A 22,918-nucleotide genomic window follows, 5' to 3' on the forward strand; every position below is an offset into this window, starting at 1 on the left:
AGTTTCGAAGCCCGCTGCCTGTTGACGCGGTCCACCCGCGCTTCCTACGTTCGTCCAGGTCGGTGCGGATCATCGACCGCCGTACGGAATGTCGAACGAAGGATGGATGCCGTGGCAGCCGAAGGCCCCGCCCGCGAGAAGCTCACCATCGACCTCGGCACCGAGACCGGCCCCTTCCACGGAGGAGCGAGCGGCACACTCTACGGCCTCTACGGCGACGGCGTGCCCAGCCGCGTCGTGGTCGAGGGCATGTATCCGCGGACGGTGACGACCAAGGCCCAGGACGGCGCCCAGCACCCCGGCGGCGACGCCCTGGAGATCCTGCCACCGTTCGTCGCGGCGGGCGGCAAGGACGTCTACGTCTATCTGCCCGACTTCTACCGGGGGTTTCCGTACCAGTGGCCGGGTGCCACCGGTGAGGAGCGGCTCGCCGGACACCTGGAGGTGATCCGCCGCCAGGTCGAACACGTCCTCACCGCGGGGGAGTTGCGGTCCCACGTCGTGTACGTGCCGTTCAACGAGCCCGAGGGCAACATGTTCGGCGAGGGGGAGTGGAGCTACGACGGGGTGTCCTGGCGAACCGAGCCGGACCACTACTTCGCCGCCTGGGAAGCCGCCCACCGCCTCATCAAGGACCTCGACCCGGACGCCCGCGTGGCCGGACCCAACACCTGCGTCCTGTACCCCGAGGTCAGGGACTTCCTGGAGTTCGCGAAGGCGCACGACGTGCTGCCCGACATCGTCACCTGGCACGAGCTGTCCTCGCCCGCCGAGGTTCGCACCAACATCGCCAAGTACCGTGAACTGGAGCGCGAGTTGGGCATCGGTCCGCTCCCGGTCAACATCAACGAGTACGCGCACAACTACCACGTCTCCGTTCCCGGCCAGATGATCCAGTGGATCGCCGCGATCGAGGAGTCGAAGGTCGACGCCGACCTCGCCTACTGGAACATCGCCGGGAACCTCAACGACTCGGCGGTGGAGGCGAACAAGGCCAACGGCCAGTGGTGGCTGTACAACGCCTACGGACAGCTGACCGGGAACACCGTCAGGGTCCTCGCCCCGCACCCCAACGTGCAGTACACGCTCCAGGGCGTGGCCACCCTCGACCGCGACAAACGCCAGGCCAGGGTGCTGTTCGGGGGCGCGGGCGGTACGGCGGACGTCGTGTTCGAGGGCGTGGACGCGGAGGTGTTCGGCAGTGTGGTCCACGCGCGTCTCGTGGAGATTCCCTGGACGGGCCAAGTGGGTTCCAGCGCACAGCCGTTGCGACTGCGGGACGTTGAACTCCCGGTCGTGAGCGGGCAGGTGACGCTCGGCCTGTCCGACCTCGACGCGATGTCCGCCTACCAGGTGATCCTGTCGCCGGGGGGCAACGGGGCCGTGGCCCTGCCGCCCGCGGTGCGCTGGAGACGGACGTACGAGGCCGAGGACGCGACCTACACGGGCGGTGGCTATTCGAAGAACGGGCCCGAGGGATCCCCGTCCGCCGTCGATCGCTTCGCCACCTCCGGCGGCTACCACGTGGGCGGACTGCGCACCGGCTCCGACGGCGTGCTCGCCTTCGATGTCGAGGTCCCGGAGGACGGGGCCTACGACCTGGTCGTCTTCGCCAACTCCCACAACCTCGCCGACCTGGTGCGCGAGCAGGGCCCGACCAACGTGTTCCTGCGCGTGGACGGCCAGGACCCGCGCGAACTGCGGCTGCCGCTCGGCTACAAGCCGGCGGTGTGGGGACACACCGACACCCGAGTGGAGCTGACCGCCGGCCACCACCGGATCACCCTCGCGGCCCAGGACCCCGACCTCGGGGTCACCAAGGGCGACGCGGTCGTCGACAAGCTGGACGTCGTGCTGCGGGAGAAGGACGAAACCGCGCTGTACGACGCCGAGTTCGCGGACCTCGGCGGCGGGGCCCGGGTCAGCCACGCGCACCACGGCGCCTCGGGGCCCGGAGTCGCCGTGCTCCCGCGGGGCGGCACCGTCACCTTCTGGGCGCACGCGGCCGAGGACGGCGAGGCCTCCGTGACCGTCGACGTGCTGGGGCCCGGCGAGGGCGTGCTGAGCGTCAACGGCGAGGAGATCGGACGCGTCGAGCGCGGCGCCGTGCCGCTCTTCCTCGCCGGAGGCGTCAACAAGGTCACGGTCACCGGGACCTCGGAGCGTCTGATCGTCGACCGGCTGCGGATCGCCCCTTCGCGCGGACTGCTTCCCGTGACCGCGTACGCCGCCGAGGAAGGCGCCCTGACCGGAACGGCGAGGGTGACCGGGTACCCGTACGCCACGGGCGGCAAGGCGGTCGACGGCGTCGGAGCCGGGCCCGCGAACGCGCTCACCCTGACCGTCACGGCGGACCGCGCCGGACGCCACGCGCTGACGATCCGCTACTCCAACGGCGAGCAGCCCCCGTCCACCCACTACAACCCCGACCCCGTCTGCCGCCACGCCGATGTCGCCGTCAACGGCGCCCCCGCACACCGCGTCCTGTTCCCCACGACCTTCCACTTCAACAACTTCTGGAACCTGTCCGTGCCCGTCACCCTGCGCCCGGGCCTCAACACGCTCACCTTCACCGCCGATGAACTCCCCGACTTCGCCGGCGACACCAGGAACGAGTTCGGCCGGCGCTCCGCCCACGCTCCCGTCATCGACCAGGTGACCGTGACACCGCTCGCCCCCGTGGAGGCTGACCCGCGTCTCCCGTGAAGCACGCCGGTCGCGTTGCGCCGGGACTCACGCCCGCCCGGCCGGCGCCGCCAGCTTGCGCAACCGGCGCCAGTTCAGGCGGGGTTGGGACACCGGCACACCAGGCCGTTTCCGCGGGACACGGACGCGGAGCGCGCCGGGGGCGATACGGCAGTGGACCGGGGTGGGCAGGACCAAGGCCTCGCCGTCGACGCCGACCTCGATCTGCGGATGGTCGGCGGAGACGACCACCTCCCGCGCGGACAGCACCGCGAGACCCTCCGGATCGGGGTCGAGCAGAAGCGCCGCCGCCTCGGCCGCACTGTCCACCCTGACGCCGAGGATGCCGAGCAGCCCGGAGTCGAGCCGCTCGCGGCGGCCGAGGCCCACGGGATCGCCGGTGCGGTAGGCGTTGTTGCTCACCAGCACGGCCTGCGGGCCGTCGATCGTGGTGGCGTCGATGTGCGCGGTCAGATGCGGGCCGCGCTGACGGGTGAGCAGATCGGGCAGGAGCTCCAGGGTGGTGCCGATCTTGTCGTCACGGTAGGCGGGGCTCTGGACGACCGCCGCGTACGCGCCGAAAGAGGCGTTGTTGACGAAGGGACGGTCCGCCACGAAGCCGAGGTCGACCCGGAGTTCGACACCGTCGGTGAGCGCGTCGAGGCAGGTCGCGGGGTCGGTGCGGTCGAGTCCGAGGTCCATGGCGAAGTGGTTGCGGGTACCGGCGGAGATGACGAGGAACGGCAGGTCGTGTTCCGCGGCGACGGCGGCGACCAGCGCCTGGGTGCCGTCGCCGCCCGCGACGCCGAGCAGGTCCGCGCCCTCCGCCACGGCCGCCCGTGCCAGCGCGGTCACGTCCTGGTGCTCCTCCGGGTCGAGCAGCACGACCTGCGCGCCCAGGTGTTCGGCCTCCTCCCGAAGCCGGAACTGCTCGACCTTCCCGCCTCCGGAGCGGGGGTTCATGATCAGGAAGGGCCGCCGCACGGACCGCGCCCGGTGCTCCTTCATACGCTTGGGACGGGTGCCGGTGCTGCGCAGGGCGTAGCGCCCACTCCACACGGCCACGCTCCACAGCACCGGTGACAGCAGGAGCACCCACCCGAGGGTGACCACGAAGAGGACGAGGACGAGGGCGGGGACGACGAGCGCGAGCGCCGCCGCCAGCCAGCGTTCCGGGCCGCGTCGCGTCAGCGTCCACCACACCGCAGCCGCCGTGACGGCCGCGCCCGCGAGCCCGGCCGCCAGCAGCAGAACGCCGCCGAGACCGCCGTAGGCGAGGGGGAGCAGCACCGCGAGTGCGGCCGTCGCCAGGGAGCTCCTGGCCGCCCAACGCTGCCTTCGAAAGGCCGGGGCGTTCACGTCCACGCTCATGTGCTCCTCCACTGCTCGACGCCCTCGGGCCACGGCGGTCGGCGGAGCATATCCAAGTCGTCACGACGGCCGGCACCACGCGCGCGGCCGGCCGGTGGACGCGGGGCTCAGATTCCGGGCCGGTACCGGATCGGATGGTCGGCCGGCACCTCCACCAGCACGATCGGTGTGCCGTCCGGGTCCGCCACCCACATCTCGACCAGCCCCCACGGCTCCTTGACCGGCGGGCGCACGATCTCGACACCCTTGCTCAGCAGCTCCTCGTGTGCCGCGGTCACGTCCGGGACCTGGAGCCACAGTCGGACGTCCGCCGCCGACGGGGCCTCGGAGCGTCCCGACAGCTCCAGGAACCCACCGCCGAGGAAGTAGACGGTGCCCCGCTCCGGGCCCGTACCGAACTCGCGGTACACGGCGAGGCCCATCTGGTCGCCGTAGAAGACTCGGGAACGCTCCGGATCCGTGGGCCGCAGCAGGACGCGGCCGCTCAGTACGTGCACCATGCGGGCGAGCCTAGCGGGGGCGCTACTCTCGACCGTGCCCGACTCGTGCCCCTGAAGTGGAGATGCGCCCCATGGAGACCACCGCCGGCCTCACCTTCCGCGACGCCACCGACGCCGACGTGGACACGCTGGTCGAGCTGGTCGAGTCGGCGTACCGCGGGGACGACAGCCGGGCCGGGTGGACCACCGAGGCGGACATCCTCGAAGGGCAGCGGACGGACCCGGAGGGTGTGCTCGCGGTCATCAAGTCGCCCGAGAGCCGGCTGCTGACGGTGGAGCGGGACGGGCAGGTCGTCGCCTGCTGCCAGCTCGAACACCGGGGCACCTACGCGTACTTCGGGATGTTCGCGGTCAGCCCCACGCTCCAGGGCGGCGGCCTCGGCAAGGTGATCATCGCGGAGGCGGAGCGGATCGCCCGGGAGACCTGGGGCGTCACCGAGATGCACATGACCGTGATCTCCGTGCGCGAGGACCTCATCGCCTGGTACGAGCGGCGCGGCTACCGCCGTACGGGTCGGATGACGCCCTTCCCGTACGGCGACGAGCGCTTCGGCCTTCCGCAGCGCGACGACCTGCAGTTCGAGCTGCTGGTCAAACCGCTGGTGTGACGTTCCTGCCGTGCGGCCCGCGAGGCATGCGGCTCACGCCGTGAAGCGGCCGGTGCGCTTGATCTCCGGGTAGTCGGTCGTCGCGCCGTCCAGTTCCAGGGCCCGCACCAGGCGCAGATGGTCCTGGGTGTTCACCACCCAGCCGATGATCTTCAGGTCCGCCTTGCGGGCCGCCTCCACGACCTCGAGGGTCAGTCGGCGGATGTTCAGACAGACCGTCGCCGCACCGGCCTCGACGGCTCGGTCCACGATGTCGGGGCCGAAGCGGCTGCCGATCAGCGCGGTCCGCACACCGGGCACGAGCCGGCCGATCTCGGCGATCGCCTCGTCGTGGAACGAGGACACCTCGACCCGGGAGACCAGATCCCGCCGGACCATGACCTCGGCCAGTGCACGGGCCGCCGCGATGTCCTTGATCTCGGCCTGGATCGGCGAACGTACGGCGTCCAGGACCTCCTCGAACACCGGGACGCGTTCTCCGCGGCCCGCGTCCAGGGCGCGCAGCTCGGTGAGGGTCTTCTCGGCGATGGGGCCGGTTCCGTCGGTCGTGCGGTCCACGTCGGTGTCGTGCATGACGACGAGGGCGCCGTCCTTGCTCAGATGCAGATCGAGTTCGATGACGTCGAGGCCGGCCAGCTGGGCGGCCACGAAGGAACGGAGGGTGTTCTCGGGTTCGGTACCCATGACTCCGCGATGACCGATGGTAAGGAAGTTCAAGGTTCAACTCGCTTCCGTCGACGGCGGCTCGGTGCAGAGCCGCAGCCTAACGGCTACACCGTGTGATGGACCCGCGCGTACGCGAGGGATCGCCGCGACGGGTGGGAGAAAGTCATCCTCTACCCGGAATCGCTGTGTTCATGGCACTCGACAGGAAAAAGTTCGGTGACCATTGGGATGGGCAGGATAACTTCCCGTAACCGCTCTTGCTGGGCGGAAGCTCGTATGTATACGGTCTCCATACGCGAGCTTCTCCTGTGGAGGATGGGACATGACGGAAATTCTTGTGCAGGCGGCTTCGGGGGGCCAGGTTCCTCCCATGACCAGGGTGGTGGAGCACCCGGCATGGCCCGTGCTCAAGGATGCCGTGGAGCGGATCCGGCCATGGCAGTCCAAGGACGGGTCGATCGACTTCGAGGCCGAGAGCGCGCCCGCGCGCGGTGACGCCGAGGCCGCCGTACGGCGTGTCGTCGACGCGGTGCAGGAGCTGTCGCCCCTGCTGCCGCACGACGCCGACTACCACGCCGCCCTCGTCAAGGACCTCCAGCGCTGGTCGGAGGGCGGCTTCGAGGTGCCCGACTTCCTCGACTCCCTGCTGGCGTTCCAGCCCGCCGCGAATCGCGCGGACGGCCTCCAGCACCTGGTGGTCTTCCCGATGTACACGCAGAACGGCAACCCGGACCGCAACCTGGAGGCGGTCGTGCTGCGCATGGTCTGGCCCGAGTGGCTGGCCGAACTGGAGCGCACGCGCTACGACAACCCGCTGTTCTGCGGCATCAAGTTCGAGGACTTCACGGCCGGCTACGACACCAACTCCGCCGTCCTCTTCCCGGAGACCATCGCCGTGCGCGAGGCGCCGGAACGATTCTCCTGGGGTGGCATCTTCTGCGACCGCGAGGCCGCCCGCTTCCGCCGGGTCACCGACGCGGCCGTCGACATCCTGGGCCTGGAGCTGCCCGAGGACATCGCCGCCATGGTCCACGACCAGAAGCGCTGCGAGGAGGCCTTCGTCCTGTGGGACATGGTCCACGACCGCACCCACAGCCATGGCGACCTGCCCTTCGACCCGTTCATGATCAAGCAGCGTCAGCCGTTCTGGATGTACGGCCTGGAGGAGCTGCGCTGCGACCTCACCGCCTTCAGGGAGGCCGTGAAACTGGAGGCCGACGGCGTCCCGCAGGCCCGTGACGTGCAGTACGCGGTCCTCTTCGACCGCATGTTCCGTTTCCCGGTCACCGGCGAGCGGGTGCGCAACTACGACGGCCTCGGCGGCCAGCTCCTCTTCGCCTACCTGCACAAGCACGACGTCGTCCGCTGGACCGACAACAAGCTGTTCATCGACTGGCAGCGCGCCCCCGAGGTCACCAACCAGCTGTGCGCCGACATCGAGCAGCTCTACCGCGACGGCATCGACCGCCCCAAGCTCGTCCACTGGTTCGCCGGCTACGAGCTCGTCTCCACCTACCTCGCCCCGCACCCGGGCTCCAAGTGGGCCAAGGGTCCCGACGCCCTCGACCTGTCGCTGCCGCCGCGGAAACTCGTCGATGACGTGCTTCCGGACGAGTTTCCGCTGAGCATGTTCTATGAGGCCCTCTCCAAGAAGCTTCGGAATGTGATCGCCTCGACCCGGGGCATCACGGCCACAAGCGCCGAGCGGGTCGCCGCGTGACCGAGCGCGGCACCGGGAACACTGCACAGGCCGTTCAGGCGGCTGCACAGGCCGCTCCGGCGGCAGCTCAGGAGGCGAGGAACATGGCGGGGAACGGAGCTCTCAGCGGTGCGGTGATCGCGGTGGCGGGCGCGGGCGGTCCCGCGGGCCGCGCGACACTGCTGCGGCTGGCCGAGGCGGGCGCGACCGTCGTCGGCGCGGACAACGACCCGGAGCGGCTCGCGGAGGCCGTGGACGCGGCGAGCTACGCCTCGGGCGGCGCCACCGTGACCGGTGAACCGGTCGACCTGCTCGACCTGGACTCGACCCGTGACTGGGCCGCGCACATCGAGAAGGACTTCGGCCGTGTCGACGGCCTGGTCCACCTCGTCGGCGGCTGGCGCGGCAGCGAGACCTTCATCAAGTCGAGCCTGGACGACTGGGACTTTCTGGAACTGCTGCTCATCCGCACCGTGCAGCACACCTCCCTCGCCTTCTACGAGGGCCTGCAGCGCAGCGACCGCGGCCGCTACCTCCTGATCAGCGCCGCCGGCGCGACGAAGCCCTCGGCGGGCAACGCCTCGTACGCCGCCGCCAAGGCCGCGGCCGAGGCCTGGACGCTCGCTCTCGCCGACGCCTTCCACAAGGCCGGGGGCGCCGACGGGCCCACCTCCGCGGCTGCGATCCTGGTGGTGAAGGCACTGGTGCACGAGGCCATGCGCGCCGAGCGGCCCAACGCGAAGTTCGCGGGCTTCACGGATGTCAAGGAGCTGGCCGAGGCCATCGTCGGTGTCTGGGACAAGCCCGCCGCCGAAGTGAACGGAAACCGTCTGTGGCTCACCGAGAAGCCGTGAACCCCCCGAAGACCGACGCACGTCGCCATCACGACCCGGAGATCCGCGGCTTCGCCAGCGACAACTACGCCGGGGCCCACCCGGAGGTGCTCGCCGCCCTGGCCCTGGCCAACGGCGGGCACCAGGTCGCGTACGGCGAGGACGACTACACCGAGAACCTCCAGGGCGTCATCCGCAGCCACTTCGGGGCCACGGCGGAGGCGTTCCCGGTCTTCAACGGCACCGGCGCCAACGTCGTCGCGCTCCAGGCGGTCACCGACCGCTGGGGCGCGGTGATCTGCGCCGAGAGCGCGCACATCAACGTGGACGAGGGCGGCGCCCCGGAGCGGATGGGCGGCCTGAAGCTGCTCACCGTGCCCACCCCGGACGGCAAGCTCACGCCCGAACTGATCGACAAGCAGGCCTGGGGCTGGGACGACGAGCACCGCGCCATGCCGCAGGTCGTCTCGATCACCCAGTCCACTGAGCTCGGCACCCTCTACACGCCGGACGAGATCCGCGCGATCTGCGACCACGCCCACGCGCACGGTATGAAGGTCCACCTGGACGGTTCCCGCATAGCCAACGCGGCCGCCTCCCTCGACGTCCCGATGCGGACGTTCACCAACGCGGTCGGCGTCGACATCCTCTCCCTGGGCGGGACGAAGAACGGCGCCCTGTTCGGCGAGGCGGTCGTGGTGATCAACCAGGACGCGGTCTCCCACATGAAGCACCTGCGCAAGCTGTCCATGCAGCTGGCCTCCAAGATGCGTTTCGTGTCGGTGCAGTTGGAGGCCCTGCTCGCCAAGGACCTGTGGCTGCGCAACGCCCGCCACGCCAACGAGATGGCCCAGCGCCTGGCCGAGGGCGTCCGTGCCGTCCACGGCGTCGAGATCCTCTACCCGGTCCAGGCCAACGGCGTCTTCGCCAAGCTCCCGCACGACGTGAGCGAGCGCCTCCAGAAGCGCTTCCGCTTCTACTTCTGGGACGAGGGCGCGGGTGTCGTCCGCTGGATGTGCGCCTTCGACACCACCGAGGACGACGTGGACGCGTTCGTCGCGGCGCTGAAGGAGGAGATGGCGCGCTGAGCGTGGCCGGGGCTCCCTGTGCTTGCATGCCGGTGTGGACAGGACACAGCCCCGGGTCCGGCCGAGGACCGATGACGACGTCGAAGCATGCGTACGGGCACTGGCTCAGGTGCACCGCCGTGACGGTTATCCGGTGAACTGGCCTGCCCGGCCCGGTGATTGGCTGACGCAGGCCTCGGGGCTGGGCGGCTGGGTCGCCGATCTGGACGGACGGGTGGCGGGCCACGTCAGTCTCTCCCGCAGCACAGCAGGCGACCTGGCCCCGGTCCTCTGGGGCGAGCGCAACGGCACAGGCCCTCAACAGGCGGCGGTGGTCGGCCGGTTGTTCGTCGCCCCGCAGGCGAGAGGGCACGGAATCGGCGCACTGCTGATGGGCCGGGCGGTTCGGGAAGCACGGCACCGCGGCCTGCACCCGGTGCTCGACGTCGTCGCGTCCGACACCGCCGCGGCGGCCCTGTACGAACGACTGGGCTGGACCAGGCTCGCCACGGTCGAGCAGCGGTGGAGCGTGTCCCAGGTAGTGACCGTGCACTGCTACTCTGCATAAATATACTGGTCAATGTAAATTGATTGACGCTGAGGTGATCGTCTTCCTATGCTCTGCGGGCATGGAGCTGATCCAGAACACCCCTGACCTGTCCGCGTATTTGGCCGCCGACGAGGTCATCGACCATGGCCATCCGGTCGTCCGGGAGGCTGCCGCGCGTCTCGCCAAGGAATCGGTCGACTCGTATGCCTATGCGCGGCTGGCCTTCGAGTTCGTCCGCGACACCATCCCGCACTCCCAGGACTCCGGCGACCTCCGCGTCACCTGGCGGGCCTCCGACGTGCTGGAGCAGGGCACCGGTATCTGCTACGCCAAGGCCCACGCGCTGGCCGCGCTGCTGCGCGCCGAGGACATCCCGACCGCGCTCTGCTATCAGCAGTTCGACGTGGTGCACGGTCTGGTCGCCGTGCGGTTCGACGGCGCCTGGCACCGCCAGGATCCCCGGGGCAACAAGCCCGGTGTGGACGCCGAGTTCTCGCTGGACGGCGAGCGGCTGGCCTTCACGCCCGATCCGGAGTCCGGTGAGAGGGACCACCCGGTCCTGTACGCGGAACCGCACCCCGCTGTGCTGGGCGTCCTCAAGGCCGCCCCCGACCGGCCGTACCTCTGGAGGACGCTCCCCACCGGACTCTGAGGCTCCGAGTGTCCCTCACTGCCACCGTGTCCGACGAGGTGCGTGCCCTCATGCCCGGGTCTGCACGCACCTCGCTGACGGGGGCTGCGCGACCAGCCCCCGTGTACGCGCGGCCGAACGGCTACCGCGCCTCGGCTTCCCGTACCGCTTCCGGCGTAGGCGCGGTCCCCCCGAGATGCGCCGGCATCCACCACGTGTCGTCCGGCCCCTTGGGGCGCACCGGATACGCACGCTGCGCGGCCTCGAGGAGTTCGTTGACCCGCTCCCGGACCTGCCGGGTGATGGCACCGGCGTACTTGTCCCGGGAAGCCTCGATCGCCTCCCCGACCCGGATCGTGATCGGGGTGTGGCTGCGCTTGAAGTTGCGGGGGTGCCCCTTGGTCCAGATCCGCTGTGTACCCCACAGGGCCATCGGGATCAGGGGGACGCCCGCCTCCTGGGCCATCCGCGCCGCACCCGACTTGAAGCTCTTCAGCGTGAAGGACTGCGAGATCGTCGCCTCCGGGAAGACCCCGACGATCTCGCCCGACCGCAGTGACTCCAGAGCGTGGGCGTACGCCGTCTCGCCCTGCGTGCGGTCGACCGGGATGTGCTTCATCCCGCGCATCAGCGGACCCGAGACCTTGTGGCGGAAGACGGACTCCTTCGCCATGAAACGTACGAGACGTTTCTGCGGGAGCGCGGCCAGGCCGTTGAAGACGAAGTCCAGGTAGCTGATGTGGTTGCTCACCAGCACGGCGCCGCCCGAGCGCGGGATGTTCTCCGAACCCTTGCAGTCGATCTTGAGGTCCCAGGCCTTGAACAGCGCCTGGGCGAATCCGACGACGGGACGGTAGACAAGCTCTGCCATGGGCGGGGTGAGCCCTTCCTGCTTCGCCTGGGAAGCTCCCAGCATTAAGTTACGCAGCCGTAGGTTTACGGCATCTCGCAGATCGTGCCCGAAGAACGTGCGGCGAGCCAGTCCTGGTGCCCACCCAGGGAGAGATTCTCGTCACGTCGGCTCTGTGATCCGTCCTGCTGTTTTTCAACCGCCTTTACTCCGCGCGTACCGAGACCCGCCGTACGAGCAAGTACATCTCGCATCCCAGGCAGTAACCGAACGTGGCATTGAGGAACGCTGCCGCGAGAGCGGCTCCGGTGGCGGCGAGCCCGAGCCACGCCGGCCCGATCCCGTACCCCACGAGTGCGACGGCCGCGAAGGAGAGGCCCACCGCCTGCGCGAACCGTGGCGGTTCCGGTGCCTCGAACTCGGTGGGCGGCCCGATCCGCGGCCGTACGGCCTTCCGGAACAGCCAGCCGTACGGCGAGCGGCCCACCCCGCCCGCCGCGCCCAGCGCGAACGCCAGCGTCTGCCAGGCCAGCAGCCAGACGCTGCCCGTGATCAGGACGGCCGCCAGCACGACGGTCGTCACGGCCGCGCCGAAACGCGGCCCTCTTGCGTCGATGTCCATGAATCAAGCATTCCGCAACGGATGGACCTGCGGGGGGCGGGAATCTTTGCAGTCTCGTGAATGCTGGTGCAGGTGATGACCGGACTTGTGGTGTGCGTGGCGGTGCTCGCGACGGCGAGCGCCTTTGGGGTGCTGCAACGGCGGCGGAGCGGGAGGGTGAGGGTGCGCGGGCGCGACGACGGGAAGAGGCTCGGCGCGGCCGAGTTGGGCGAGAACCTCGGTGAACGCGCCACGCTGGTCCAGTTCTCCAGCGCCTTCTGCGCGCCGTGCCGGGCGACCCGGCGCGTCCTCGGCGAGGTCGCGGAGATGGTTCCGGGCGTGGCCCACGTCGAGATCGACGCCGAGAAGAACCTCGACCTGGTCCGCGAACTCGACATCCTCAAGACGCCGACCGTGCTGGTCCTCGACGCCGACGGCAGGGTCGTACGGCGCGCCACCGGTCAGCCGCGCAAGGCGGATGTCATAGCGGCGATCGGAGAGGCGGTCTGAGGCCGGGTGCGCGCACGGTGAGGCAGCTCCCATATGTCGGTGCCTACTTGACTGCGCACCACACCTATCGTCAACCTGACCGTATGGCTACGGAACTCCTTCTGTTCGGGCGGGTCCACGTCGACCTGGCCCGCACCGCGAGCGCGCGCTGTCCGGCCTGTTGAGCAGCCACGGTCCAGCTCGGCACCCCTCGCAGAAGGAACACCGCATGACGGCCACGTCCGACCTCGGCAGCCCCCGGCTCGCCTCTCCCGACCTCCTGCGCTCCGTCTTCAGGCGGCACGCCGCGGGAGTCGCCGTGATCACCGCGAGCGGTGACGCCGGCCCGGTGGGCTTCACCGCCACCTCGCTCGCCTCCGTCTCCGCCGAACCTCCCATGCTGTCCTTCGGGATCGGCACGGGCGCCTCCAGTTGGCCCGCGATCTCCCGGGCAGACCACGTCGGCGTGCACATACTCGGCGAGCACCAGGAGGAGTTGGCCGCCACCTTCGCCCGCAGTGGCGCCGACCGCTTCGGCGCGCCCACCGCCTGGCACGAGGGGCCCGAGGGTGTCCCCGTCCTCGACGACGTGCTCGCCTGGCTGGTGTGCCGGGTGCACGCACGCGTGCCCGCCGGCGATCACCGGATCGTGCTGGCCGAGGTGCGGCTCGGCGACCCCGCGGGCGCCGGCCGGCCGCTCCTCTACCACCAGGGCCGGTTCAACGGCCTGCGCGACTGATCGGCTCCTTCCGCTGGTGCGGGGCCGTCGAGTTCCGATTACGCTGCGTTGCACAGGTCACAGTTCAAAGCGCTTGCTTAGCGGGCAGGAACTGGATGTACTGGTGAGTAATATTGCGGTCGGAGCGCAGCCGCCCCGATCGGGATCGGCCGCTTGAGGCGCCTATGCTGCCTGCAAGAGGCAGCTGAGAAAATGACGATGCAGTAGGAGAGCCGGCGTGAGCTTGAGGATCGTTGTCACTGTGAAGTACGTGCCCGACGCCACCGGCGACCGGCACTTCGCCGATGACCTGACCGTCGACCGGGACGACGTGGACGGTCTGCTCTCCGAGCTCGACGAGTACGCGGTCGAGCAGGCGCTGCAGATCTCCGAGAACTCCGACGACGACGTCGAGGTCACGGTCCTGACCGTCGGCCCCGAGGACGCCAAGGACGCGCTCCGCAAGGCCCTGTCCATGGGCGCCGACAAGGCCATCCACGTCGAGGACGACGACCTGCACGGCACCGACGTCATCGGCACCTCCCTGGTGCTCGCCAAGGCCATCGAGAAGGCCGGTTACGACCTGGTCATCTCCGGCCTGGCCTCCACCGACGGCACCATGGGCGTCGTCCCGGCCCTGCTGGCCGAGCGCCTGGGCGTCCCGCAGATCACGCTGCTCTCCGAGGTCTCCGTCGAGGACGGCACCGTCAAGGGTCGCCGTGACGGCGATGCCGCCTCGGAGCAGCTGGAGGCCTCCCTGCCGGCCGTCGTCTCGGTCACCGACCAGTCGGGCGAGGCGCGTTACCCCTCCTTCAAGGGCATCATGGCGGCCAAGAAGAAGCCGGTGGAGTCCTGGGACCTGTCCGACCTGGACCTGGAGGCCGAGCAGGTCGGCCTGGAGGGCTCCTACACCACGGTCGACTCCGCCGCGGAGCGTCCGGCCCGCACGGCCGGCACGATCGTCAAGGACGAGGGCGAGGGCGGCAAGCAGCTCGCCGAGTTCCTCGCGAGCCAGAAGTTCATCTAAGGGTTCTGGCCCGCTGAGGCTCAACCCCCTTACCGCCCCTCAAGCCTTCGCAATCCGCAGGAGAGCATTCCCATGGCTGAAGTTCTCGTCTATGTCGACCACGTGGACGGTGCCGTCCGCAAGCCCACCCTGGAGCTGCTGACCCTGGCCCGCCGCATCGGCGAGCCCGTCGCCGTCGCGCTCGGTGCCGGTGCCGCCGACACCGCCGCCGTCCTGGGCGAGCACGGCGCCGTCAAGGTCCTCACCCACGACGCCTCCGAGTACGCCGACTACCTGGTCGTACCCAAGGTCGACGCCCTCCAGGCCGCCGTGGAGGCCGTCTCCCCGGCCGCCGTGCTGGTCCCGTCCTCCGCCGAGGGCAAGGAGGTCGCCGCCCGTCTGGCGCTGCGCATCGGCTCCGGCATCATCACCGACGCCGTCGACCTGGAGGCCGGCGACGAGGGCCCGGTGGCCACCCAGTCGGTGTTCGCCGCCTCCTTCACCACCAAGTCCCGTGTCTCCAAGGGCACCCCGGTCATCACCGTCAAGCCCAACTCCACCGCCGTCGAGGCCGCCCCGGCCGCCGGCGAGGTCTCGGAGCTGAGCGTGACCTTCTCCGCGCAGGCGACCGGCACCAAGGTGACCGGCCGTACCCCGCGTGAGTCGACCGGTCGTCCGGAGCTGACCGAGGCCGCGATCGTGGTCTCCGGCGGCCGCGGTGTCAACGGCGCCGAGAACTTCGCGATCATCGAGGCCCTCGCCGACTCCCTCGGTGCGGCCGTCGGCGCCTCGCGTGCCGCGGTGGACGCGGGCTGGTACCCGCACACCAACCAGGTGGGCCAGACCGGCAAGTCCGTCTCGCCGCAGCTGTACATTGCCAACGGCATCTCTGGCGCGATCCAGCACCGCGCCGGCATGCAGACCTCGAAGACGATCGTGGCGGTCAACAAGGACGCCGAGGCCCCGATCTTCGACCTCGTCGACTACGGCGTCGTCGGCGACCTCTTCGACGTCGTCCCCGCCCTCACCGAGGAGATCAACACCCGCAAGGGCTGATCCCCGCTCCGGGCGTACGAGGCCCCCGTGACCGCCGACGCGGTCGCGGGGGCCTCGGCTCATCCCAGGGTCAGCGTGGCCTGCACCGGCAGGTGGTCGCTCGGGAACTGCCCGTCCATCGCGAAGGTGTTGATGACGGCCCGGTGGACGGTCGTGCCCGGGGTGGCGAGGATCCAGTCGATGCGGTCGCCGTCGGGGACGAGGGGTTGGTAGCCGTGGAAGGTGGCGTACAGCCTGCTGCGTTCGGCGGCCGCGTCCCAGGTGTCGACGAGACCCGTGGCGAGCAGGGTGTCGTACGCCTGGTTGTCATGGGCCTCGGCGTTGAAGTCGCCGGTGACGAGGACCGGTAACGCCCGGTCGAACCCGGCGATCGTCTGGGCGAGGAACTGTGCGGAGCGCACGCGCGCGTACTGGCCGACGTGGTCGAAGTGGGTGTTGAGGACGTAGAACTCCCGTCCGCCGACGGCCCGGTCGTGAAAGCGGACCCAGGTGACGATCCGGGGCAGTGCGGCGCCCCAGGTGTTCGAGCCGATCAGCCTGGGAGTGTCGGAGAGCCAGAGCGTGTCGTGCTCGACGGGGGCCAGGCGCCGGGTGTCGTAGAAGACCGCCGTGGACTCGTCGTGGCTGCCGCCCTCGCGGCCGGTGCCGATCCAGTCGTAGTGCGGTCCCAGGTCGGCGTGGATGTCGAGCAGCTGCTGGTAGAGGCCTTCCTGGGTGCCCATCAGGGTGGGGGCCTCCTGGCGCAGCAGTTGGCGCATCACCGGGCGGCGGGCGGCCCAGCTGTTGGGTTCGGAGGTGCTGGCGAAGCGCAGATTGAACGTCATGACATCGAGTCGGCGGTTGGACGGCTTGGCGGCGGAGGCCGGCAGCGTGCCCATCAGCGGCACGGTGACGGCGGCGGCCACGGCGGTTCTGAGACCCATACGACGCGTCATTCTGTGGGTGTCCGACATGTTGTTTCCCTCCCGACGGGACAGGATGAATGTTCGAACCGGAGTGCGGTAGACGGCGTAGGGGTTCTCGGCACCTTGTATGAACGCGGTGGTTCAAGCCGTGGACGGGGTGTTGACCGTCGGGAAGCTTCGCGGATAACTTCGCTCTACGGATTGTTGATTCCGTAGAGCGGAAAACAGGAGGGTGTGGGATGGGTCAGGGCCAGCAGGAGCAGGTGGCGACGAGCCTCGCGGGTGCCGTCAGCGAGGAGATCAGCGCCTCCCTCGCGGCGGTCGACGCCGAACTGGAGCGCCGCTACCCCGGAGACCCCGGCACCCGCCAGCCCGTGCACACCGTCTACGTCCCCGGCGACGTCTTCGCCGCCGACACGATCCGCTCCTGGGGCGACAAAGCGCTCAAGGCCCTCGACCAGCACGCGCCGGACGCCGCGTCCTTCGCAGCCGTCCTCGGGCTGTCCGACGAACTCGCCGAGCCCGTCTACGCGCGCGTGCGGGCCAAGCTGGCGCACGAGCCGATCGAGGACCTGCGTGTCGACTTCGAGGACGGCTACGGCCCGCGCCCGGACGCCGAGGAGGACGAGACGGCGGCTCGCGCGGCCCGGCTGATCGCCGAGGCGTACGAGAACGGCACGGCGGCGCCGTACATGGGCATCCGCATGAAGTGCATGGAGGCCGCCGTCCGCGACCGTGGCATCCGGACCCTCGACGTCTTCCTCACCGGCCTGATGGCGGCTGGCGGCCTGCCGGAGGGGCTGGTGCTGACTCTGCCCAAGGTGACCTACGCCGAGCAGGTCAGCGCGTTCGTCCGGCTCCTGGAGGCCTTCGAGAAGGCGCACGGCCTGGACTCCGGACGGCTCGGCTTCGAGATCCAGATCGAGACCAGCCAGTCCATCCTGGCCACCGACGGCACCGCCACGGTCGCCCGTATGATCCAGGCCGCCGAGGGCCGCGCCACCGGACTGCACTACGGCACCTTCGACTACAGCGCCTGTCTCGGCGTCTCCGCCGCCTACCAGGCGAGCGACCACCCCGCCGCCGACCACGCCAAGGCGATCATGCAGGTCGCGGCCGCGGGCACCGGCGTACGGGTCTCGGACGGCTCCACCAACATCCTGCCGGTCGGCCCCACCGCGAAGGTCCACGACGCCTGGCGGCTGCACTACGGGCTGACCCGCCGGGCGCTCGCCCGCGCCTACTACCAGGGCTGGGACATGCACCCCGGCCACATCCCCACCCGGTACGCGGCCGTGTTCGCCTTCTACCGCGAGGGCTTCGAGCAGGCCGCCGGCCGACTCGCCCGGTACGCGGGCCGGGTCGGCGGTGACGTCATGGACGAACCCGCCACCGCCAAGGCGCTCAGCGGCTATCTGCTGCGCGGTCTCGACTGCGGCGCCCTCGACATCGGCGAGGTCGCCCGGCTGACCGGCCTGACCCGGGCCGACCTGGAGGGCTACGCGGCGCCCCGGCGAGGTGATCTGACCGTCTCCACGAAATAGTCTCCACGAAATGGTCTCCACGAAGGCGGGGAAGACGTAGCGGACCTGTCACAGTCGCAACCGCCGACTGGAGTTGTCACCCCTGCCCCGTAGTCTGTACCGCACGCATTGACGTGTCACAGGAACGGGGCAGCGGTGTCTTCGGGGGAGAGCAGCGGGAAGGGCCAGGACGACCTCGGTCGGCTTCTGGCCGGGCGTTATCGAGTCGTGGCCCAGCTCGGGCGCGGCGGTATGGGTGTGGTCTGGCGGGCCGTCGACGAGGTCCTCGGCCGCGAGGTCGCCGTCAAGGAACTACGCACGTACACCGACGCCGACGGCCCGGAACTCGCCGATTTGCGGCTGCGGATGCAGCGCGAGGCCCGCGCGGCGGCCCGGGTCCGCCATCCCGGAGTCGTCGCGGTGCACGACGTGGCCGAGGTCGACGGCCGCCCCCTGATCGTCATGGAGTTGGTCGAGGGCCCCTCCCTGGACCAGGTGCTGCGCAGGCAGGGCCCCCTCGACCCGCGGGAGGCGGCCGGGATCGGCGCCAAGGTCATGGACGCCCTGGCCGCCGCCCACGAAGCCGGCGTACTGCACCGGGACGTCAAGCCCGGCAACATCCTGCTCGACCGCTCCGGCCGCGTCCTGCTCACCGACTTCGGCATCGCCACCATGGAGGACCCCGGCGACGGTTCGGCCACCAGCCTCACCCGCACCGGCCATCTCGTCGGTTCCCTGGACTACATGGCCCCCGAGCGCGCCCAGGGCGCCGATCCAGGACCGGCCTCCGACGTATGGGCTCTCGGCGCCACGCTGTACGCGGCCGTCGAGGGGGCCTCACCGTTCCGCCGTACCTCCACGTTCTCCACGCTCACCGCGATCGTCGGTGAACCGCTTCCCGAGTCCCACCGTGCCGGCCCGCTCGGCCCCGTACTCCAGCGCCTGCTGGACAAGCGGCCCGAGGGCCGCCCGGGGGCCGAGGAGGCGCGCATGCTGCTGCAGGAGGTGGCGGACGGAGGCGGGTCCGGGGCGGACAGCCCCACGACGACCTTGCGGGATACGGCCGGACCGGCGGGGCAGGCCGAGAGCGTCCCCGACGTTCCGGAGCCGTCCGGTCCGGACGCGGCGCAAGGCGCTGCGCCGGTCCAGGGCCGGGGTGAACGCGAAACGGCCGGGACCGCACAGCCGACGGGACCCGCGGCGGCCTCAGTGCCGGGGACTTCCGGGCAGGGCACGCCGGGTGTCCCGGACACCGGTGCCGTCGAGCAGCACGGTCAGGGGCAGCCTGCCGCGGGTGCTACAGGGCAGGTCGAGGCCCCGGCGGCCTGGTGGGTGAGATCCGCCGCCCAGGGTGCCGAGGGACAGTCCGGCCCGCCGGAGCACGGCTTCGGTACCCCCTCTCAAGGCGGCGCTCCGGCACACGGCTCGGGGACGTCCGCCGCCCCTGCGCAACCTTCGGCGCACAGCTACGGGATGTCTCGTGACACCACCCCCATGGCCCCCTCCCGCACCCCCCGTCGCAACAGGCGCGCCCTGCTCGCCGCCGCGGCCGTCGCGGCCGTTCTCGCGGTGGCCGGCACGGCCGTCGCGCTGATGAACAACTCGGGCAAGGCCGAGGCCGACGCCCGGCCGATCGCGTCCGGCACGAGTGAGTCTGCCTCCGTCTCCGCGTCCGCCCGTACCGACGCCGACCCTTCGGGCAGCGCCGCGCTGACGGACGGGGACGCCGAGAAGACCCCGAGCGCCAAGGAGACACCGGGCAAGGACGGGGGCGCCGAACCCACGAGCCGTGCCTCCGCATCCTCCACGGCGAAGTCTTCCGGTGGCGGCTCGGGTGGCGACGACGCGGGCGGCAGCGGTTCCGGGGACGGCGGTACGACCGGGGACGGAGACTCCGGCACCCCGGCTCCGGCCCCGGCCTGCACCGCCATCGGCGGCGGCAAGTACAACTGCACCGTCTGGAAGACCGCCAAGTCCTACACCGCCTCCGGCGCCGAGGCCGGTGTCCTCAACGCGGGCACCAACTACTTCTACTGCCAGTCGAATCTGGGCCGCCGCGAGACGTCCGGCGGGTGGACCAACGTCTGGTGGGCGAAGACGGACGACGACAGCGGCAACACCGGCGTGTACGTCAGCGACGTCTACCTCAAGGGCGGCAACAACGACGAGCCGGTGCCGGGACTCCCGGTCTGCTGAACCCTCACGTACCGCTCCAGGCCGGACTCCGTGACCCGCTTCTCGTCGGCGAACAGCCGGGTCCCCGCCTCGCACAGGTGCCGGTCGGCGCGGGCCCGGGCCACGAACTCCTTCGGCGTGACGCCGAACAGCTCCCGCAACCGGGCCGATCCCACGAGGAGTTCGGTCAGCAGCTCCCGCTGGCCGGGATGGGTGCGCGGGGCGCCGGTGCCGTCGTGCAGGACGCCGTGGCGGTTGACGTACGAGTGGACGCCCGGCAGCGTGACGCCGCCGGGCAGCTCGACCCGCACCTCGGGGGCGGGCAGCCAGGCGCGCCCGTAGTTGCCGTGCGGCAGTGGCACGCCCTCGCTCGCGTCGATCACCGCGAGCTGCTCGGTGTCCAGCCAGATGACGAACAACTCCCGTACGGCGTCCGGGGCGTGGAAGGGAGACGCCGACACGTATCCCATGCGGCTCACGTGCGCGGACACGCCCACGTCGACGCCGGTTACCCGTGCCTTCACCATCGGGACCGGTGAGGTGATCGCGAACTCGGCCATCTTGTGCCGCAGTTGCCCCGGACTGGCGTTGGAGCCGACCGCGAGGACGGGAGCGCGGTCCTCGCGCCGCCACCGGTCCAGGGGCAACGGCCGGTCGAGGGGTACCAACCGGTCACCGTCGAGCAGCGCGGAGTCCGCCGGCCAGGCACCGGGATACCGCAGCGGGTGATCGCGAGGGGCCTCGGCCAGGCCGAGTGCCTTCAGAGTGAAGCCGTCCATCGGTCGCTCAGTCCGCCGGCGGCAGCTCGCCCGAGCCCCGGGTGATCAGTCGCGTCGGAAGTTCGATCCGCTCCGGCGTCAGCAGCGTGCCGTCCAGTTGGCGGAACAGCCGCTCAGCAGCCGTACGCCCCAGCGTCGCCGCGTCCTGGGCGACGACCGTGACGCCCGGCTGGAGCAGATCGGCGAGTTCGATGTCGTCGAAGCCGACGAGGGCGACGCGGCGGGTGTGTTCGGCGAGGACCCGGATCACGGTCACTGTCACCCGGTTGTTTCCGGTGAAGATCGCGGTGACGGGGGAGGGGCCCGAGAGCATGTCCTCGGCCGCCCGGCGCACCCGCTGGGGGTCGGTCACGCCCAGCGACGTCCAGGCGTCCGTCACCTCGATGCCGGCGTCCTCCATGGCGGCCCGGTATCCGCGCAGTCGCTCCGCGGCCGTGTGGATGCGGGGCATGTCACCGATGAAGCCGATCCGCCGGTGGCCGTGCGCGATGAGGTGGGCCACGGCGTCGCGGGCACCGCCGAAGTTGTCGGAGAGGACCACGTCGGCGTCGATCCGGCCCGCCGGACGGTCCACGAACACCGTGGCGACGCCCGCCTTCAGCTCGGGCTCCAGATAACGGTGGTCGTCACCGGCCGGGATGACCACCAGGCCGTCCACCCGCCGGGCGCACAGTGCCAGTACCAGTTCCTGCTCGCGGTCCGGGTCCTCGGCGCTGGAGCCGTTGATGAGCAGCGCGCCGTTGGCCCGGGCCACCTCTTCCACCGCGCGGCTGAGCGGGCCGTAGAACGGGTCGGCGAGGTCCTCCAGGACCAGGCCGATGCTGGCGGTACGGCCCTTGCGCAGCACACGCGCGCTGTCGTTGCGGCGGAAGCCGAGGGCCTCGATGGCCTCCCGGACCCGGTGTTCCGTCTCGGGTGTGACCCCCGGTTCGCCGTTGACCACGCGGGAGACCGTCTTGAGTCCGACGCCGGCTCGCGCGGCCACGTCCTTCATGGTCGGGCGGTTGCCGTACCGGGTCGTGGCGAGGCGGTCTGCTCGGCTGTGGATGTCGGGCACGATACGGCTTCCTGTCCTGTGGTCGACGGGGATGCGGCGGGCCATGATTTTGTATGAGGATGTGGCGTCGAGCATAGAGCCTGGACAACGTTGTCAGATGCGGGAGACACTGTCCACCGCAATCTGTCGGCCGGCGCCCCACCGCGAGACCGGCCTGTCCATTCCTCAAGGTTGACCGGGGAGAACTGACACTGATGCACACCGACCTCGTGGCTGCGCTCGACATCGGCGGCACCAAGATCGCCGGAGCGCTGGTGGACGGCCACGGCCGGATCCTGCTCCGCGCCCAGCGCGCCACGCCGGCGCAGGAGGACGGCGAGAGCGTGATGCGTGCCGTCGAGGAGACCCTCGGCGAGCTCACGGCCTCGCCGCTGTGGGGGCGCGCGGGCGCCCTCGGCATCGGCAGCGCGGGCCCGGTGGACGCCTCCACCGGCACCGTGAGCCCGGTGAACGTACCGGGCTGGCGCGACTTCCCGCTGGTCCGCAGGGTCCGGGAGGCGGCCGGTGGACTCCCCGTGGAGCTGATCGGCGACGGGGTGGCCATCACGGCGGCGGAACACTGGCAGGGGGCCGCCCGCGGGCACGACAACGCGCTGTGCATGGTCGTGTCGACCGGGGTCGGCGGCGGCCTGGTGCTGAACGGTCAACTGCACGCCGGGCCCACCGGCAACGCCGGTCACATCGGGCACATCAGCGTAGAGCTCGACGGTGACCTGTGCCCGTGCGGCGGGCGCGGCTGCGTGGAGCGCATAGCCAGCGGTCCGAACATCGCCCGGCGCGCGCTGGAGAACGGCTGGCGGCCCGGTCCCGACGGCGACACGTCCGCCGCCGCGGTGGCCGACGCGGCCCGGGGCGGCGACCCGGTCGCCGTGGCCTCCTTCGCGCGGGCGGCGCAGGCACTGGCCGCCGGCATCGCGGCCACGGCGACCCTCGTGGAGATCGACATCGCGGTCATCGGCGGCGGGGTCGGCAAAGCGGGTGACGTCCTGTTCGAACCCCTGCGCAAGGCGCTGGCCGACTACGCGACCCTGTCCTTCGTCCAGCGCCTGACGATCGTGCCCGCGCAGATGGGCACGGACGCCGGGCTGGTCGGGGCGGCCGCGGCGGCCCTGGCGAAGCGGACCGACACGGCCGCGGTGGCCTGACGAC

Annotated in this window: 22 protein-coding genes; 14 read left to right on the top strand and 8 right to left on the bottom strand. The window is 70.7% G+C overall.

Features of this window, described 5'->3' with window-relative positions:
* Positions 1-102 precede the first annotated feature (102 nt).
* Complete coding sequence (locus ABZT93_RS24810) at positions 103-2,706, top strand: cellulosome protein (protein ID WP_356108209.1); 2,604 nt, start codon at positions 103-105, stop codon at positions 2,704-2,706.
* A 27-nt stretch (positions 2,707-2,733) separates the two neighbouring features.
* Here the strand turns inward: ABZT93_RS24810 and ABZT93_RS24815 are convergent, their stop codons facing one another.
* Complete coding sequence (locus ABZT93_RS24815) at positions 2,734-4,056, bottom strand: diacylglycerol kinase family protein (RefSeq protein ID WP_356108211.1); 1,323 nt, start codon at positions 4,054-4,056, stop codon at positions 2,734-2,736.
* A gap of 107 nt (positions 4,057-4,163) precedes the next feature.
* On the bottom strand, positions 4,164-4,556 hold the full coding sequence (locus ABZT93_RS24820) for a VOC family protein (RefSeq protein WP_356108212.1): 393 nt from the start codon (positions 4,554-4,556) through the stop codon (positions 4,164-4,166).
* Positions 4,557-4,627: 71 nt separating this feature from the next.
* Between ABZT93_RS24820 and ABZT93_RS24825 the strand changes: the two genes are divergently transcribed.
* Positions 4,628-5,164 (top strand): GNAT family N-acetyltransferase, encoded by a 537-nt coding sequence (locus ABZT93_RS24825; RefSeq protein WP_356108214.1) that lies wholly within the window; start codon positions 4,628-4,630, stop codon positions 5,162-5,164.
* 33 nt (positions 5,165-5,197) lie between these two features.
* Here the strand turns inward: ABZT93_RS24825 and ABZT93_RS24830 are convergent, their stop codons facing one another.
* Positions 5,198-5,881: a glycerophosphodiester phosphodiesterase family protein gene (locus tag ABZT93_RS24830; RefSeq protein ID WP_356108216.1), complete on the bottom strand. Its 684-nt coding sequence runs from the start codon at positions 5,879-5,881 to the stop codon at positions 5,198-5,200.
* Positions 5,882-6,152: 271 nt separating this feature from the next.
* Between ABZT93_RS24830 and ABZT93_RS24835 the strand changes: the two genes are divergently transcribed.
* The 5 genes from ABZT93_RS24835 (at position 6,153) to ABZT93_RS24855 (ending at position 10,631) form a co-directional block, all read left to right on the top strand.
* Positions 6,153-7,550, top strand: a complete 1,398-nt coding sequence (locus ABZT93_RS24835) for a DUF6421 family protein (RefSeq protein WP_356108218.1) — start codon at positions 6,153-6,155, stop codon at positions 7,548-7,550.
* Positions 7,551-7,633: 83 nt separating this feature from the next.
* Positions 7,634-8,383 (top strand): SDR family oxidoreductase, encoded by a 750-nt coding sequence (locus ABZT93_RS24840; protein ID WP_356108220.1) that lies wholly within the window; start codon positions 7,634-7,636, stop codon positions 8,381-8,383.
* The gene (locus ABZT93_RS24845) at positions 8,380-9,450 is read left to right on the top strand and encodes a low specificity L-threonine aldolase (RefSeq protein WP_356108222.1); all 1,071 of its coding nucleotides are present in this window, start codon (positions 8,380-8,382) and stop codon (positions 9,448-9,450) included. Before ABZT93_RS24840 ends, ABZT93_RS24845 begins: the two co-directional genes overlap by 4 nt.
* Positions 9,451-9,484: 34 nt before the next feature.
* Positions 9,485-9,997 (top strand): GNAT family N-acetyltransferase, encoded by a 513-nt coding sequence (locus tag ABZT93_RS24850; RefSeq protein ID WP_356108224.1) that lies wholly within the window; start codon positions 9,485-9,487, stop codon positions 9,995-9,997.
* Positions 9,998-10,058: 61 nt separating this feature from the next.
* On the top strand, positions 10,059-10,631 hold the full coding sequence (locus tag ABZT93_RS24855) for a transglutaminase domain-containing protein (RefSeq protein ID WP_356108226.1): 573 nt from the start codon (positions 10,059-10,061) through the stop codon (positions 10,629-10,631).
* A gap of 121 nt (positions 10,632-10,752) precedes the next feature.
* Here ABZT93_RS24855 and ABZT93_RS24860 read toward each other — a convergent pair whose 3' ends face one another.
* A complete protein-coding gene (locus tag ABZT93_RS24860) occupies positions 10,753-11,481 on the bottom strand; it encodes a lysophospholipid acyltransferase family protein (protein ID WP_356108228.1) in 729 nt (242 codons plus the stop codon).
* A 184-nt stretch (positions 11,482-11,665) separates the two neighbouring features.
* Positions 11,666-12,082, bottom strand: coding sequence for a DUF4395 domain-containing protein (locus ABZT93_RS24865; protein ID WP_356108229.1), 417 nt, complete (start codon positions 12,080-12,082; stop codon positions 11,666-11,668).
* A gap of 75 nt (positions 12,083-12,157) precedes the next feature.
* On the opposite strand from ABZT93_RS24865, the gene ABZT93_RS24870 reads away from it, so the two are divergent.
* The 4 genes from ABZT93_RS24870 to ABZT93_RS24885 all read left to right on the top strand — a co-directional run bounded on the left by ABZT93_RS24870 (position 12,158) and on the right by ABZT93_RS24885 (position 15,330).
* The gene (locus ABZT93_RS24870) at positions 12,158-12,571 is read left to right on the top strand and encodes a thioredoxin family protein (protein ID WP_356108512.1); all 414 of its coding nucleotides are present in this window, start codon (positions 12,158-12,160) and stop codon (positions 12,569-12,571) included.
* Positions 12,572-12,779: 208 nt separating this feature from the next.
* Positions 12,780-13,289 (top strand): flavin reductase family protein, encoded by a 510-nt coding sequence (locus tag ABZT93_RS24875; protein ID WP_356108231.1) that lies wholly within the window; start codon positions 12,780-12,782, stop codon positions 13,287-13,289.
* Positions 13,290-13,506: 217 nt separating this feature from the next.
* Positions 13,507-14,295: an electron transfer flavoprotein subunit beta/FixA family protein gene (locus ABZT93_RS24880; RefSeq protein WP_356108234.1), complete on the top strand. Its 789-nt coding sequence runs from the start codon at positions 13,507-13,509 to the stop codon at positions 14,293-14,295.
* Positions 14,296-14,367: 72 nt separating this feature from the next.
* Positions 14,368-15,330 carry an electron transfer flavoprotein subunit alpha/FixB family protein gene (locus ABZT93_RS24885; protein ID WP_356108236.1) on the top strand — a complete coding sequence of 321 codons (963 nt, stop codon included), beginning with the start codon at positions 14,368-14,370 and terminating at the stop codon, positions 15,328-15,330.
* A 59-nt stretch (positions 15,331-15,389) separates the two neighbouring features.
* Here the strand turns inward: ABZT93_RS24885 and ABZT93_RS24890 are convergent, their stop codons facing one another.
* Positions 15,390-16,283 carry an endonuclease/exonuclease/phosphatase family protein gene (locus ABZT93_RS24890; RefSeq protein WP_356108239.1) on the bottom strand — a complete coding sequence of 298 codons (894 nt, stop codon included), beginning with the start codon at positions 16,281-16,283 and terminating at the stop codon, positions 15,390-15,392.
* Positions 16,284-16,474: 191 nt separating this feature from the next.
* On the opposite strand from ABZT93_RS24890, the gene ABZT93_RS24895 reads away from it, so the two are divergent.
* Both ABZT93_RS24895 and ABZT93_RS24900 read left to right on the top strand, forming a co-directional pair.
* The gene (locus tag ABZT93_RS24895; protein WP_356108242.1) at positions 16,475-17,779 is read left to right on the top strand and encodes an aldolase; all 1,305 of its coding nucleotides are present in this window, start codon (positions 16,475-16,477) and stop codon (positions 17,777-17,779) included.
* Between the two features lie 135 nt (positions 17,780-17,914).
* Positions 17,915-19,954, top strand: a complete 2,040-nt coding sequence (locus tag ABZT93_RS24900; RefSeq protein ID WP_356108245.1) for a protein kinase — start codon at positions 17,915-17,917, stop codon at positions 19,952-19,954.
* Here the strand turns inward: ABZT93_RS24900 and ABZT93_RS24905 are convergent.
* Positions 19,900-20,712, bottom strand: a complete 813-nt coding sequence (locus ABZT93_RS24905) for a hypothetical protein (protein WP_356108247.1) — start codon at positions 20,710-20,712, stop codon at positions 19,900-19,902. The two genes, ABZT93_RS24900 and ABZT93_RS24905, sit on opposite strands and share 55 nt — an antisense overlap.
* A gap of 7 nt (positions 20,713-20,719) precedes the next feature.
* Entirely contained in the window at positions 20,720-21,769 is a 1,050-nt protein-coding gene (locus ABZT93_RS24910; protein WP_356108249.1) for a LacI family DNA-binding transcriptional regulator, read from the bottom strand.
* Between the two features lie 194 nt (positions 21,770-21,963).
* Between ABZT93_RS24910 and ABZT93_RS24915 the strand changes: the two genes are divergently transcribed.
* Positions 21,964-22,914, top strand: a complete 951-nt coding sequence (locus tag ABZT93_RS24915; protein WP_356108252.1) for an ROK family protein — start codon at positions 21,964-21,966, stop codon at positions 22,912-22,914.
* Positions 22,915-22,918: the final 4 nt, after the last annotated feature.

Origin of the sequence: Streptomyces sp. NPDC005303, from assembly GCF_040607335.1 — a bacterium.
GTDB lineage: Bacteria > Actinomycetota > Actinomycetes > Streptomycetales > Streptomycetaceae > Streptomyces.